We start from the raw sequence: 14,162 nt of genomic DNA on the forward strand, positions 1-14,162 counted from the left end.
TAAAGTTATCTAATTTTGATAACTTGCTAGCAAAATTTCATTAACATTTTTATATTGGGGTTACTCAGTGAATTGGTCTAAAAATCAGTCTATTGTCAAAGAATGCCAATGGGGGAGGTTAATTTTAAGTGAAACCTCAGGCCATCTTTCATAAGCCTGGGTCATGTAAGAAGTCAATAATCAGCCAGCAGAATGAAGATCGGCAGCGATCACAAATCGCAAATTCTTCCCCCAGCTTTAGAAGCGCTTCTCTACACTCCAGAGAGTATTCACTGGAGGCAGACATCATGGCGAACACCATCACGGCTGATGAGATTCGGGAACAATTTTCGCAGGCTATGTCAGCAATGTACCAGCAGGAAGTGCCGCAGTACGGCACGTTACTGGAACTGGTGGCAGATGTGAATCTGGCGGTACTGGAAAATAATGCGGCGCTACATGAACAACTGGCGAACGCGGATGAGCTGGCACGATTAAACGTTGAGCGTCACGGCGCGATCCGCGTCGGCACGGCCAGGGAACTCAACACGCTACGGCGGATGTTCGCCATTATGGGGATGTTTCCCGTCAGCTATTATGACCTGTCGCAGGCGGGCGTTCCGGTACACTCCACGGCATTTCGTCCGGTGGAGGATGCTGCGCTGGCGCGTAATCCGTTTCGTATTTTCACCTCATTACTGCGCCTTGAACTGATTGAAGACCCGAAACTGCGAGAGCGGGCAGCGGCGACGCTTGCACTACGCGATATTTTCACGCCGCGCTGCCGGGCGCTGCTGGACCGATTCGACGAGCAGGGTGTTTTTACCCCGGCGGAAGGCGAGGAGTTTGTGCGTGAAGCGCTGGAAACGTTCCGCTGGCATCGGCACGCCACCGTTGATGAAGAAACCTATCATGCGCTTAATCAGGAGCACCGCCTGATTGCCGATGTGGTGTGTTTTCCCGGTTGCCATATCAACCATCTTACCCCGCGCACGCTGGATATCGATCGGGCGCAGGCGCTGATGCCGGGGTGTGGCATCGAACCTAAAACGCTGATCGAAGGCCCGCCGCGCCGCGAGGTGCCGATTTTACTCCGCCAGACCAGTTTCAAAGCCCTGGAGGAGCCAGTGTTGTTCGCCGGAAGCCACCAGGGAACCCATACTGCACGTTTTGGTGAGATTGAGCAGCGGGGCGTGGCGTTAACGCCAAAAGGGCGCGAGCTATACGACCGGCTGCTTGGCGAGGCTGGCACCGGCAAAGACAATCTGACCCATCAGTTGCATTTACAGGACGTTTTTAAGCGTTTCCCGGACAGCGACATCTTCCTGCGCCGTCAGGGGCTGGCGTATTACCGTTATCGGCTCACGCCGTCAGGCGAGGCGCATCGTAACGCCATCCATCCCGGTGACGATCCGCAGCCGCTGATCGAGCGCGGTTGGGTCGTGGCCCAGCCTATTATTTATGAGGATTTTTTGCCGGTCAGCGCCGCCGGGATTTTTCAGTCCAACCTGGGTAACGAAACTCAGGCTCGTCGTCATGGGAACGCTTCTCGCCAGACCTTTGAGCAGGCGCTGGGGTGCCCGGTTCTGGATGAGTTTACGCTTTATCAGCAGGCGGAAGATCGCAGTAAAAAGCGTTGTGGACTGCTATGAAACACCTGTCCCCATTTGATAACAGAGATGGGGATTTTTCATACATAACTTTACCGATGATTCAGCCTGGTCTCATTGGCAGCCTGTTTTTTCCGCCTGGCGCAGTTTTTCCGCCGTTAACAATTGGTTTATTAACGGATTTTGTCTAAAGTGGGCGCTTTCGGACGCGTTGCCGTTACCAGCAACGCGGCACCTTTTTGCTGACCTAAGGATGTTTTTCCAGGCATGAATCGCAGAAGATTTCTTAAAAATACAATGGCGGTCGCCGCCGTGTGTGGTACTTCCGGGATTTCGACGCTGTTCTCGCGGGCAGCCTTCGCGGAAGAGTCGGACATCGCCGACGGCCAGACCCGGCCTTTTGACTTTTCCGTACTCCAGTCCACGGCCAGCGATCTGGCGAAGCAGCCCTGGGTCGGTGCACCGCGTCCGTTACCCAATACCCTGGCAACGCTGACCCCGCAGGCCTATAACAGCATTCAATATGATGCGGCGCACTCCCTGTGGAATAACGTTGAAGGCCGCAAACTGGACGTGCAGTTTTTCCACGTCGGGATGGGCTTCCGCCGCCGGGTGCGGATGTTTTCGCTGGATTCCGCGACGCAGCGAGCGCGGGAAATCCATTTTCGCCCGGAACTGTTCCAGTACAACGATGCGGGCGTTGATACCCGCCAGCTAGTCGGCCAGACCGATTTAGGCTTTGCCGGATTCCGCGCCTTTAAAGCTCCTGAACTGGCGCGTCGCGACATCGTTTCTTTCCTGGGCGCGAGTTATTTCCGCGCGGTGGACAGCACTTACCAGTACGGCCTTTCCGCCCGAGGTCTGGCCGTCGACACCTTTACCGATACGCCGGAAGAATTCCCTGATTTTACGTCATTCTGGTTTGAAACCGTCAAACCGGGAGCGACCACATTTACCGTTTATGCGCTGCTGGACAGCGCCAGCGTGACCGGGGCGTATAAGTTCGTGATCCACTGCGAAGAGAGCCAGGTCATTATGGATGTGGAAAACCATGTCTATGCGCGTAAAGACATCAAGCAGCTCGGTATCGCGCCGATGACCAGTATGTTTAGCTGCGGCAATAACGAGCGTCGGATGTGCGACACTATCCATCCGCAAATCCACGACTCCGACCGCCTGGCGATGTGGCGCGGCAACGGCGAGTGGATCTGCCGTCCGCTCAACAATCCGCAGAAATTGCAGTTCAATGCTTTCGTTGATAACAATCCGAAGGGCTTTGGACTGTTACAACTCGATCGTGAGTTTACCCACTATCAGGATGTGATGGGCTGGTACAACAAGCGCCCGAGCCTGTGGGTCGAGCCGCGCAGCAAATGGGGGAAAGGGGCCGTCAACCTGATGGAGATCCCGACCACCGGCGAAACGCTGGATAACATTGTCTGCTTCTGGCAACCGGAGAAAGCGATCCGCGCCGGTGATGCGCTGGACTTCAAATACCGTCTCTACTGGAGCGCCCAGCCGCCGGTTCGCTCACCGCTGGCCCGCGTGATGGCGACGCGCACCGGTATGGGTTCCTTCCCGGAAGGATGGGCACCGGGGGAACATTTTCCGGAAAAATGGTCGCGCCGCTTTGCCATTGATTTCGTCGGCGGCGATCTGAAAGCCGCCGCACCGAAAGGCATTGAACCGGTGATCACGCTCTCCAGCGGGGAAGCAAAACAGGTTGAAATTCTCTACGTTGAGCCTTTCGACGGCTACCGTATCCTGTTTGACTGGTATCCAACGTCCGACGCCACCGATCCGGTAGAAATGCGCATGTTCCTGCGCTGTCAGGGGGATGCGATCAGCGAAACCTGGCTGTATCAGTATTTCCCTCCGGCGGTGGATAAACGTAACTACGTTGACGACCGCGTCATGCGCTAAAGCTGGATCTGCCGGACGGGCGTCATGCTGTCCGGCTTCTTGCATCGCCGTAAATGCTATCAAGAGGTACTTGATGACTGCTTCAACTGACCTGCAAATTGATATGATCCCGGTTAACGACGCCATTACCCTGCGCGCGGTGGATGACGTTTTTGTCACGCCGTTGTATCAGTTAACGCAGAAAAACAGGGACTGGCTACAGCAAAGCCTGAACTGGCCGCAGTTTGTCAATGACGAGGAGGATACGCGGAAAAATGTGCAGGGCAACGTGATGCTGCACCAGCGCGGCTACGCCAAAATGTATCTGATTTTTTATCATCAGGCGCTGGCCGGCGTGCTCTCGTTTAATCTGATCGAACCGCTAAATAAAACCGCTTATATCGGCTACTGGCTGGACGAAGAGGCGCAGGGAAAGGGGATTGTATCGCAGGCGCTTCAGGCGCTGATGCAGCACTATGTCAACCGTGGCGAGCTTCGCCGCTTCGTCATTAAATGTCGCGTCGAGAATATCAGAAGTAATCAACTGGCCTTGCGTAACGGCTTTGCGCTGGAAGGCTGTCTGAAGCAGGCGGAATTTCTCAACGGCGCGTATGAAGATCAGAATATCTACGCGCGTATTTTTGAGTGAGTCTTCAAAGTAGACCGGCCAGCGGCGTGCGGGTCACCCGCTGCGCGCCGTTGATGACTTTATGATCGCGCAGTTGCAGCACATCGCCTTCAGCGGCCTCAATCACCGCATCGTCGGTTAGCTCAATAAAATGCTCGATAATGACGTCGCCGCTCACGCGGGCGCGCCCCTGGATCACCACATTATCGTCGATGAGGATAGGGCCGCCTCGTAGCCAGGCCTCGCCGCCGACCAGCACATGATGTTTCAGCACACAGTTGCCCTCTACCAGCGCATTTTCGGCGACCTGCGAGCTATAACGCAGCGTGGGGATCGCATCCTCTTCCGTCCCGGCAATCAACCGCGCGTGGCCGTAAACTTTGGCGCAGTCGCACACCCAGACGTTATTTTCTTCATTGCCTTCCAGCAGGGCGAAATCAAACACTTCGGCACGGTGCTCAATAAAGGCATGTTTTACGATGGCGTCGCCATAAATCTGCGCCTGGTGGACAACGTGCGATGCGATGACGGTGGCGCGGTGGTAGATTTGCAGGAGCCGATCGCTTTCCTGCGTTAGCCCGCGTACCGCAATAATCGCGCTGTGGTGCAAAATCCGCGCGTCGTCGCGGATCTGACATTCACCGCGCACCGTAGAATGCTGAATAGTGACGTTGTCACGTATAACGGCTCGCTGACTCACTTCCGCCGCGTCGAGCCAGGCGTTATCGCTGATGATTGCTCCCTGACTGACGATACAGCACTGGGTGAGACGGGCGTTGCCTTCGATCTTCGCGCCGGCGAACACCGCGCTGTTAACATCGTATATCCAGCAATCGCCAGCCTGACTGAGTGCCGCCTCGCTGTCGATCCAGCCGCCCTCGCTGCCCGCCGCGACGTCGGCAAAGTCGCGTAGCGCGATGATCTGGTATAGCGTCTCGCGGCGGGTTTCCCCGTCTTCCTGCCAGCTATAAATACGCGTTTCCTCGCTCAGACGGTATTTTTGCATTTTTCTCTCCCGGATTATCCTCTGATAAAGGTAGCAGAGGTTAATGCACTGGCTATTAAGAACGCTTTTTCTTAAAATGTATAAAAAATGCATCTTATGATGGTTTCTCAGGCGCTTACTGCCTGAGCTGGCTTTCATCTTCCGCGCTTTCAGGAAAAAATATGACAGTACGTGACGAGAATTACTTTAGCGAAAAATACGGCCTAACCCGCACCCATTCCGATGTGCTGGAAGCCGCCAGCCATATGTTGCCAGGCAACACGCTGGATCTGGGCTGCGGTAATGGCCGCAACAGCCTGTGGCTGGCAGCAAACGGCTATGACGTTACTGCCTGGGATCGTAATCCGATGAGCATTAAAAACCTGGAGACCATCCGGGTAGCAGAGGGGCTGGAAAATCTGCGTACCGGCATTCAGGATCTGAATACCCTGCGCTTCGAAGGCGAATATGATTTTATTCTTTCCACCGTGGTGATGATGTTTCTCGAAGCGGAGACCATTCCGGGCCTGATCGCCAATATGCAACGCTGCACCGTGCCCGGCGGCTATAACCTGATCGTGGCGGCGATGGATACCGACGATTATCCCTGTACCGTTGGTTTTCCTTTTGCCTTTAAGCGCGGCGAACTTCGCGATTATTACACCGGCTGGGAGCTGGTGAAATATAACGAGGACGTCGGCGAGCTGCACCGCACCGACGCCGAGGGTAATCGCATTAAGCTGCGTTTTGCCACTATGCTGGCGCGTAAAAGCGCTTAGCGGGCGGCCAGCAAACAGAGTTGCAGCGCGACGTTATAAGAGGCCTCGAAGGATTTCAGCGGCAAAAACTCAAACTTTGAGTGGAAGTTATGCGCGCCGGTGAAAAAGTTCGGGGTCAGCAAGCCCTTTGCAGAAAGCGCAGCCCCGTCGGTGCCGCCGCGCATCGGCGTCGGTTTTGCGGGAATGCCGAGGGTTTGCATTGCGTCAAAGATCAGATCCACCGCCCGGCGGTCCTCGCCAATCGCGTTGCTGATATTGCTGTAAATATCGCTGATAGTGTATTCCACCTTTGCCGTCGGGTAACGCTCAGCCAGTTTATGCGCCACTTCGGCGATCTGCTGCTTGCGCCGCTCAAAGCTGGCGAGGTCGAAATCGCGAATGCTCGCCTGTAGTAGTGCATAACTTTGCACGGCTTCCATACCGTTAAACCAGACGTAACCTTCACGATCGGCGGTATGCTCCGGCGTCTGCTGACGATCGAATTCGTTAATAAAATCGCAGGCCATCAGCAGCGGGTTGATCAGCACGCCCTTCGCCGACATCGGATGCGCCGTCACGCCGGTAAAACGGATCTCGGCCGACGCGGCGTTAAAATTCTCATACACAACCTCGCCCAGTTCGCAGCAGTCGATAGTCCAGGCAAAATCCACCGCAAAGCGTTGCAGATCCAGCGCTTTCGCACCGCGTAAACCCACTTCTTCATCCGGTACGAACGCCACCACGATATCGCCGTGCCGGTGTTCGGCGGTCAGGTTTTCCAGCAGGGTCATCACCACCGTCACCGCCGCTTTATTATCCGCGCCCAGCACGCTGGTGCCGTTGCTAAAAATGATCTCCTCGCCCGGATAGGCCAGAATTTCCGGATGCTCATTCACCCGCAGCCAGATATCTTTCTCAGCGTTCAGACAGAGATCTTCACCAGTAAAACGCAGGATCTGTGGATGAATATCCGGCGACAGCCCGACGTCGACGGTATCGATATGGGTAATGAAGCCAACGCGCGGCGCACCGGCCACGTTGCCTTTTTTCACTGCCGTCACCGTAGCATGTTCATCAATGACGATATCGTCCAGTCCAAACTGCGCCAGTTCGGTCGCCAGCGCCCGCGCCATCTCATGTTGTCCCGGTGTAGTGGGGAGGGTGGTTGCCGCAGGATCGCTTTGACTGCTGATGGCGAGATAGCGGAAGAAGCGTTGGGTTAATTGACTGGCTAGCGGCGAAGACATGGTGTTTCCTTCTTTATTTATGTTATCAGGTGCTTGCAAGGCGTTTTTAATGTTATCTATGAGTCAGCAAACGACATGTACGTCATCCGCCTCTGGCTCAAGAAAACAGGAAAAAGTGATGAAAAGCAAATTCTCTACCCTTGCTCTGGCGCTGGCCGCACTGACGGTAAGTTCAACCGTGGCGGCGAAAACGTTAGTGTATTGCTCGGAAGGATCGCCGGAAAACTTTAACCCGCAGCTCTATACCTCCGGCACCAGCGTGGATGCCAGCGCCGTTCCGGTTTATAACCGGCTGGTAGATTTTAAAGTCGGCACCACGGAGCTGGAACCGAGCCTGGCGGAACGCTGGGACGTCAGCGAGGATGGCAAAACCTATACCTTCCATCTGCGCAAAGGTGTGAAGTTCCAGAGCAATAAATATTTCAAGCCGACGCGGGACTTTAACGCCGATGACGTGATCTTCTCGTTTATGCGCCAGAAAGATCCCAACAATCCGTACCATAAGGTTTCCGGCGGCACCTATTCCAACTTTGAAAGCCTGGAGTTCGGCACGCTCATTACCAGTATTGATAAAGTGGACGACTACACGGTTCGCTTTAACCTCGCTCACCCGGAAGCGCCGTTTGTCGCCGATTTGGGCTGGTATTTTGCTTCCATCCTCTCCGCCGAATATGCCGACGCCATGCTGAAAGCAGGAACGCCTGAGCGGGTGGATATGCAGCCGGTCGGCACCGGGCCGTTTAAGCTGACGCAATATCAGAAGGATTCGCGCATTCTTTTCACCGCGTTCCCGGAATACTGGGGCGGCAAAGCAAAACTGGATCGGCTGGTGTTTAGCATCACGCCGGATGCCTCAGTACGCTTCGCTAAACTGGAGAAAAACGAGTGTCAGGTGATGCCGTTCCCCAATCCTGCCGATCTGCCGCGGATGAAAGAAAATAAAGACCTGAACCTGATGAGTAAAGCGGGGCTGAACACCGGTTTCCTCGCCTTTAACACCCAGAAAGCGCCGCTGGATAACGTCAAAGTACGACAGGCGCTGGCGCTGGCTATCAACAAGCCCGCGATCATTGAAGCGGTATTCCACGGCACCGGCACCGCCGCCAAAAATCTGCTGCCGCCGGGGGTATGGAGCGCCGATAGTGAACTGAAAGATTACGATTACGATCCGGAAAAAGCGAAAGCGCTGCTGAAAGAGGCGGGTTTAGCAAACGGCACCACCATCGATTTGTGGGCCATGCCGGTTCAGCGTCCGTATAATCCTAACGCCAAACGCATGGCGGAGATGATTCAGGCCGACTGGGCAAAAGTGGGCGTGCAGACCAAAATCGTGACCTACGAATGGGGCGAATACCTGAAGCGCGTGAAGGGCGGAGAGCACCAGGCGGCGTTAATGGGCTGGACCACCGCCACCGGCGATCCGGACAACTTCTTCGGCCCGCTTTTTACCTGCACCTCAGCGGACGGCGGCTCCAACTCGGCGAAGTGGTGCTACAAGCCGTTTGACAAGCTGATTGCCGATGCAAAAGTCATCACCGACCAGGATAAACGCACCGCGATGTACAAGCAGGCGCAGCAGATGATGCACGATCAGATGCCCGCGGTGATGATTGCCCACTCCACGATTTTCGAGCCGGTGCGCAAAGAGGTGACGGGCTATGAAATCGACCCGTTTGGTAAACACATTTTTTATCAGGTAGATATGAAGTAATACCTGCGCCAGGTTCGCCCGGACCTGGCGCGTAGCCTGAAAATGTGAGCCAGGTTGGTTTCACGGTTCCTGATGCTTGCTTAAGCGCGGCTTTAGCAACATGGTGCCCGCAGGGTTAAGGATACGCGGGGGAGACTATGTCAGCGAAAGAAGATCTTTATCATAAACTTAACGCCGCCTGGCGAACGCCTCTGAGCAGTTTTACCACTCAGGATTGTGAACACTTTACCTCCGCCAGCCGCAGCGTTATCAGCCTTTATCTCAATCAACTCTGCGACGAAGGGTATCTGCGCAAAGAGGCGACGCGTCCGGTACGTTTCTGGTTAACCGAACAACGTATTACGCGCCAGGAACAAAGTCCCTCTGCGGCCTTCAGCTCGCTTATTGGCGCGACGGGGAGCCTTAAAACGGCGGTTGAACTCTGCGTTGCGGCGGTGAATTATCCGGACGGCGGTCTGCCGGTGCTGGTCACTGGTGAGAGCGGGGTGGGAAAAAGCTATCTGGCGCAGCTCCTGCATCAATATGCCGGTGAAACGGGCGCGGTGGCCCCCGGCGCGAAGCTGGTTGAGCTGAACTGCGCCGACTATGCCAATAACCCGGAACTGCTTTCCGGGACGCTTTTCGGCTACGTCAAAGGGGCGTTTACCGGCGCAGAGCGCAATAAAACCGGTCTCCTTGATGAAGCGGATGGCGGCTTTTTGTTTCTTGATGAAGTGCACCGGCTGTCGGCGGAGAATCAGGAAAAGTTATTTCTGTTTATGGATAAGGGCTATTTTTACCGCCTCGGCGATAATCGCCAGCCCTGCAAAGCGCGGGTGCGTTTCGTGTTCGCCACCACCGAAAACACCAGCAATGTTCTGCTGACCACGTTCCGCCGCCGCATCCCGGTTACCGTGATGCTGCCGTCATGGGACTCGCGGCCCTTTATGGAGCAACTCACGCTTATCTCCCACTTTTTTTCCCATGAAGCCAAACGCTTCCGTCAGGATATCCACGTCGACAATGCGCTGATCCGCCAGCTGATCGCCACGCCAGTGCAGGGAAATATCGGCGAGCTAAAGAACCATATTAAAGTGCTCTGCGCCTCCGCCTGGGCGCGGAGAAAAAGCAGCGGAATGTGTATTGATGGCCCGACGGGCAGACACAATGAGAAAGACAGGGTGACCTTCTGCGCCGATGACGAGGAGTCCGGCACGCCGTTAGTGACCGCGCTCTACACCGGGCTGGATGACAATCTGCTGGAAAACTTTTGCCGCACCGCCAACGTGCCGCTGTTTATCCGCAAGCTGGAAGAGCCATCCGGTAAGCACCCGGCTAACCGCTTTTATCAGGGAACGCTGTGGCAGTTAACCAAGGATATACTGGTTGAATTTAGCGACTTGACGGGGATCTCCGTCGGCCCGGTAATGGAAAAAGCCGTTTTTCACTGCCTGCAATGGTCGTTGAACGAGCCAGTGGAAGCGGAAACGGTCAACTACCTGAACGAGATCACCGGCTATGCGCCGTTGCGCGCCCGTTTGCTGGCGCAGGAGTGCGTGACGCTGTTTGAGAAACATTTTCCGCCAGCGCAAATCACCTTAATGGAGCCGCTGCTCACCGCCATATACTGCCATCAGGTTGAATCCGAACCGTTAATTCAGGGCATTATCGTTTCTCACGGCAGCGCCACGGCCTCAAGCATTGCCGGAACTGCCAATAAACTGCTCGGCGGCTTTTACCTCAAAGCATTTGATATGCCCTTATCGGTTAACACCCGAGGGATTATCGACCGCCTGAAGGAGTGGATTATTCGTCTCGAAGGGCAAAACGGAATGATTATCCTGGTCGATATGGGATCGCTACAGGATATTTACAGTGAAATAAAACTCCATATTCAGGGCGATCTGCTGGTGATGAATAACGTCAGCACCGCTATGGCGCTGGATATTGCCGGAAAAATACAGCACAAGCAGGCGATGAAAGAAATCGTCGACGGCATTAAAGGCGCGTGGGAAGTGGAGGCCCGCTATTACTCCGGTATCGTCGAGGGCAATAAAATTATTATCTCCTGCATCTCCGGTGAGGGCGTCGCCCGGCAGCTACAGGAAATTACCCGCCGCTATATCACGGATGAATCCATTGATATTGTCACAATGGAGTATGACGATCTGAAATGGAAAATCTCCAAAGCCGACAGCGCGCTGTATGGCACCCGACTGCTGATCACCACTACTGAAATTGACGCCGGGTATATTCCGCAAATTAACACCCGCAAACTGATCGGCGAAAAGCCTGAACTGCTGTGGAAAAACTACTTTTCGCAAATCATGCCAATTCAGGATATGCAGCGGATGGTGGATGAAATCGTCATTCTGTTTACTCTTGAAGGCGTCGCCAGCCATCTCTCTTTCCTGAATCCACGCATTATTATCGACGAGGTGGAGAACGTGGTGAAATTTTTCGAACTCACCTACGGCATTCATTTCGAAAGCTATCTGCGGATAAATCTGTTTATGCATCTGGCGGCGATGATTGAACGGCTGCTGACGCACGATGGGCTTTCGCACCGCGATGAGTTTGATCTTACGCCGCACCAGCAGGCGTTTATGGCGCTGGTTCCCGAAGCGTTCCGCACCCTGATCAATAAATATCGCATTGTGCTGACCACCACCGAAGCGCTGATGATTTATGAACTAATGGAGCCGTGGATCACCATAGCGCCGGAAGTATCGCTAGTGTTGAAGGAAAGCAACGGCAGTGTTTAAACACAATGTTGCCCTGCACACAACCTGTAATTGATTGATTATAAATCAAAAATAAAACTGGCACGCTATTTGTATTTACCTCTGTGACAGTCGTATAGCGGAGGAAAAAGACAGATGGCGTCAACACAGTGGATTTCACTCGATCAAAAAATCATTATCGTCACCGGCGGCAGTTCCGGGATTGGCGAAAAAATAACGCTGGGGCTTTCGCAGAATAACGCCCGCGTGGTGGTGGCCGATCTCCATATCCCGGCACAAGAGCAGAAAATAGCGGGCGTGGATTATCAGCAGTGTGACATTACCGATCGCCAGGCCGTGCGCGACCTTATGCAGGGGGTGGTGCAGCGCTATGGCCGTATTGATGGTCTGGTCAATAATGCCGCCGTCAACCGGGCGCGTCTGCTGGTCGATTATTACGGCCAGGCACCGGAGTATGAGCTTAGCGATGACGACTTTGATTTTATGATCGCCATAAATCAAAAAGGCACTTTCATTTGTGCGCAGGAAAGCGCCCGGCAGATGATCCAACAAAAGTCGGGGGTCATTATCAATATTCTTTCCGAAGCGGGAATTGAAGGCTCCAAAGGACAAAGCTGCTATGCGGCCACCAAAGCGGCGGTGCACGGATTTACCCTGTCATGGGCCAAAGAGCTGGGGGCATTCGGCATACGCGTGGTGGGGGTTGCGCCGGGCATTAATGAACCCACACCAATGGGGAATATGGCACATCGCAAGGCGCTGGCTTATACCCGCGGCGTGGCGGTTACCGATATTGATGAAGATTACAGTCATAAAATTCCCTTAGGCCGTCCGGGGCGGCTGACGGAAATCGCCGATCTGGTGATATGGCTGGCGTCGGATAAAGCCAGCTATATCACTGGCACGACGATCAATATTACCGGAGGAAAGTCTCGCGGTTAACCTTATTTTTTTCAGGATTATTTTATGGATCAGAAAATAATGCCGCCCTGGCTGGTGGTTATCTCACACGGCAATTTTGGTAAGGAACTGGTAAACAGCTGTGAGATGATCTTAGGGAAAATTGACAATATTTACTGCTTTGCACTCGACCCCGGTATGGCCCCGGAACAGTTGCTGGAAAATGTCTCTGCGCTGGTCGAACGCGCGCCGCAGAACGTGATTATTTTTACCGATATCTACGCGGGTACGCCGTCCAACGTTGCGGCGATATTTGCGAAACAGAAAGGCTATCAGGTCATTTGTGGGATGAACCTGCCAATGCTTATTGAAGCCGAAATGCAGCGTCATGATGTCGCCTTTGAGGAACTCATCGCAAAAATTATAACAGCTGGAAACGACAGCATTAAAAACATCACCTCAATAACCCATGGTAGAGAGTATGAATAATATAAAACTCGTTCGAATCGACTTTCGCCTTATTCATGGCCAGGTCATTACCAAATGGCGAAATATCATCGCGGCCACCGAGATCGTCATCGTCGACGATAAGCTGTCGAAAGACAGTTTTCTCGCCGATATCTATGTCATGGCGGCCCCGCCCGGTGTGGCGGTGCACGTTCTCTCGGAAGAGGCATTTCTTTCCGCCGCGCGCGCGGGCGACTACAGCAACGGCAAAAGCAATGTCCTGCTGCTGTTTAAATCAATTGGCAATCTGCGCCACCTGGTTGAGCAGGACGTGAATTTTCCGGCGGTGCAAATCGGCGGGCTGGGCGGCGGTGTTAATCGTCGCAGCGTGGTCAACGGTATTTCCATCGACGATCAGGATTTACAGGATCTGAAGTTTATTCAGGCAAGGGGAGCTGAAGTCTATTTTCAGGTCACCCCGGAAGAGGTCAGGTTAACGCTGGATAAAGCCATTACCCGGCTGGAGGGATAATCATGGTAGAAGTCGCAATTTTTACGGGCATCTGGTACTGGATTTGTAAAACGGATATTGGCTACGCGATAACCCACGCGGTACGTCAGCCTTTATTCTCGTCGGTCATTATCGGCTTAATTATGGGCGACGTTACCCAGGCGGTAATTATTGGCGCGGCAATCCAAATCCTCTATATCGGGCTGGTCGCCGCAGGCTCCAATTTACCGGCGGACGACTGCCTGGCGGGGCTTATTGCCATTCCGCTGGCGCTGAATACCGGCTTATCGCCGACGCTGGCGATTGCAATCGCGGTGCCGGTCGGCGTGATGGGCGTTTTCCTCGATCAATTCAGAAAAACGATCAACGCCGTGTTTGTGCATATGGCGGACAAATACGCGGAGGAGGGCAACGTCCGGCAAATTAAATTATGCGCGGTGGTCTGGCCGACCGTGCTGGGGTTCTTTATCCGTTTTCCGGTGCCGTTCCTCGCCAATATGTACGGTAAGGACAGTATTAACGCCTTCCTGGCCAGCGTACCGGAGTGGCTGATCCACGGCTTCAGCGTGGCGGGCGGATTACTTCCGGCGCTCGGCTTTGCGCTCACCATTTTTGTTATTGGCAAAAAAGCGCTGCTGCCGTGGTTTTTTATCGGCTATTTCCTCGTCCAGTTCAGCGGCATACCGGTTTTCGGCGCGGCCATCTTCGGCCTGAGCGCGGTGCTGCTCATCTCGTATTACCAGAATAACAAAGAAGCGTAA

At 54.1% G+C, this 14,162-nt stretch carries 12 protein-coding genes; 10 read left to right on the plus strand and 2 right to left on the minus strand.

Annotated features, from left to right (window positions below; translation table 11 throughout):
- The first annotated feature begins 287 nt into the window (after positions 1-287).
- The 3 genes from ACMGGS_RS17120 (at position 288) to rimL (ending at position 4,140) form a co-directional block, all read left to right on the plus strand.
- On the plus strand, positions 288-1,631 hold the full coding sequence (locus ACMGGS_RS17120; protein WP_414163617.1) for a VOC family protein: 1,344 nt from the start codon (positions 288-290) through the stop codon (positions 1,629-1,631).
- Between the two features lie 225 nt (positions 1,632-1,856).
- The gene (locus ACMGGS_RS17125) at positions 1,857-3,512 is read left to right on the plus strand and encodes a glucan biosynthesis protein D (RefSeq protein ID WP_414163618.1); all 1,656 of its coding nucleotides are present in this window, start codon (positions 1,857-1,859) and stop codon (positions 3,510-3,512) included.
- A gap of 103 nt (positions 3,513-3,615) precedes the next feature.
- Positions 3,616-4,140, plus strand: coding sequence for a 50S ribosomal protein L7/L12-serine acetyltransferase (gene rimL, locus ACMGGS_RS17130; RefSeq protein ID WP_414166301.1), 525 nt, complete (start codon positions 3,616-3,618; stop codon positions 4,138-4,140).
- A gap of 4 nt (positions 4,141-4,144) precedes the next feature.
- Here the strand turns inward: rimL and ydcK are convergent, their stop codons facing one another.
- Positions 4,145-5,125 carry a YdcK family protein gene (gene ydcK / locus ACMGGS_RS17135; protein WP_414163619.1) on the minus strand — a complete coding sequence of 327 codons (981 nt, stop codon included), beginning with the start codon at positions 5,123-5,125 and terminating at the stop codon, positions 4,145-4,147.
- Positions 5,126-5,286: 161 nt separating this feature from the next.
- On the opposite strand from ydcK, the gene tehB reads away from it, so the two are divergent.
- A complete protein-coding gene (gene tehB / locus ACMGGS_RS17140) occupies positions 5,287-5,883 on the plus strand; it encodes a tellurite resistance methyltransferase TehB (protein WP_414163620.1) in 597 nt (198 codons plus the stop codon).
- On the opposite strand, the gene pepT is transcribed toward tehB, so the two are convergent.
- A complete protein-coding gene (gene pepT / locus ACMGGS_RS17145; RefSeq protein ID WP_414163621.1) occupies positions 5,880-7,109 on the minus strand; it encodes a peptidase T in 1,230 nt (409 codons plus the stop codon). The two genes, tehB and pepT, sit on opposite strands and share 4 nt — an antisense overlap.
- Positions 7,110-7,227: 118 nt before the next feature.
- Here pepT and ACMGGS_RS17150 point away from each other — a divergent pair, with 118 nt between their 5' ends.
- The 6 genes from ACMGGS_RS17150 (at position 7,228) to ACMGGS_RS17175 (ending at position 14,162) form a co-directional block, all read left to right on the plus strand.
- Positions 7,228-8,820 carry an ABC transporter substrate-binding protein gene (locus ACMGGS_RS17150; protein ID WP_414163622.1) on the plus strand — a complete coding sequence of 531 codons (1,593 nt, stop codon included), beginning with the start codon at positions 7,228-7,230 and terminating at the stop codon, positions 8,818-8,820.
- A 137-nt stretch (positions 8,821-8,957) separates the two neighbouring features.
- Positions 8,958-11,564, plus strand: a complete 2,607-nt coding sequence (locus tag ACMGGS_RS17155) for a sigma 54-interacting transcriptional regulator (RefSeq protein WP_414163623.1) — start codon at positions 8,958-8,960, stop codon at positions 11,562-11,564.
- A gap of 114 nt (positions 11,565-11,678) precedes the next feature.
- Entirely contained in the window at positions 11,679-12,485 is an 807-nt protein-coding gene (locus ACMGGS_RS17160) for a sorbitol-6-phosphate dehydrogenase subunit (protein WP_414163624.1), read from the plus strand.
- 24 nt (positions 12,486-12,509) lie between these two features.
- A complete protein-coding gene (locus tag ACMGGS_RS17165; RefSeq protein ID WP_414163625.1) occupies positions 12,510-12,932 on the plus strand; it encodes a PTS sugar transporter subunit IIA in 423 nt (140 codons plus the stop codon).
- Positions 12,925-13,422, plus strand: a complete 498-nt coding sequence (locus tag ACMGGS_RS17170; protein ID WP_414163626.1) for a PTS sugar transporter subunit IIB — start codon at positions 12,925-12,927, stop codon at positions 13,420-13,422. The genes ACMGGS_RS17165 and ACMGGS_RS17170 overlap by 8 nt, the downstream gene beginning before the upstream one ends.
- A 2-nt stretch (positions 13,423-13,424) precedes the next feature.
- Entirely contained in the window at positions 13,425-14,162 is a 738-nt protein-coding gene (locus tag ACMGGS_RS17175; RefSeq protein WP_414163627.1) for a PTS mannose/fructose/sorbose/N-acetylgalactosamine transporter subunit IIC, read from the plus strand.

The sequence above is a fragment of the Superficieibacter sp. BNK-5 genome, from assembly GCF_047456055.1.
GTDB lineage: Bacteria > Pseudomonadota > Gammaproteobacteria > Enterobacterales > Enterobacteriaceae > Superficieibacter.

What these genes read in the sequence shown, in the direction of transcription:
- ACMGGS_RS17165 (WP_414163625.1), top strand. Translation starts at nt 12,510, where the DNA reads ATGGATCAGAAAATAATGCCGCCCTGGCTGGTGGTTATCTCACACGGC.
- ACMGGS_RS17120 (WP_414163617.1), top strand. Translation starts at nt 288, where the DNA reads ATGGCGAACACCATCACGGCTGATGAGATTCGGGAACAATTTTCGCAG.
- ACMGGS_RS17150 (WP_414163622.1), top strand. Translation starts at nt 7,228, where the DNA reads ATGAAAAGCAAATTCTCTACCCTTGCTCTGGCGCTGGCCGCACTGACG.
- ydcK (WP_414163619.1), bottom strand. Translation starts at nt 5,125, where the DNA reads ATGCAAAAATACCGTCTGAGCGAGGAAACGCGTATTTATAGCTGGCAG.
- ACMGGS_RS17125 (WP_414163618.1), top strand. Translation starts at nt 1,857, where the DNA reads ATGAATCGCAGAAGATTTCTTAAAAATACAATGGCGGTCGCCGCCGTG.
- ACMGGS_RS17175 (WP_414163627.1), top strand. Translation starts at nt 13,425, where the DNA reads ATGGTAGAAGTCGCAATTTTTACGGGCATCTGGTACTGGATTTGTAAA.
- ACMGGS_RS17160 (WP_414163624.1), top strand. Translation starts at nt 11,679, where the DNA reads ATGGCGTCAACACAGTGGATTTCACTCGATCAAAAAATCATTATCGTC.
- pepT (WP_414163621.1), bottom strand. Translation starts at nt 7,109, where the DNA reads ATGTCTTCGCCGCTAGCCAGTCAATTAACCCAACGCTTCTTCCGCTAT.
- ACMGGS_RS17155 (WP_414163623.1), top strand. Translation starts at nt 8,958, where the DNA reads ATGTCAGCGAAAGAAGATCTTTATCATAAACTTAACGCCGCCTGGCGA.
- tehB (WP_414163620.1), top strand. Translation starts at nt 5,287, where the DNA reads ATGACAGTACGTGACGAGAATTACTTTAGCGAAAAATACGGCCTAACC.
- rimL (WP_414166301.1), top strand. Translation starts at nt 3,616, where the DNA reads ATGATCCCGGTTAACGACGCCATTACCCTGCGCGCGGTGGATGACGTT.
- ACMGGS_RS17170 (WP_414163626.1), top strand. Translation starts at nt 12,925, where the DNA reads ATGAATAATATAAAACTCGTTCGAATCGACTTTCGCCTTATTCATGGC.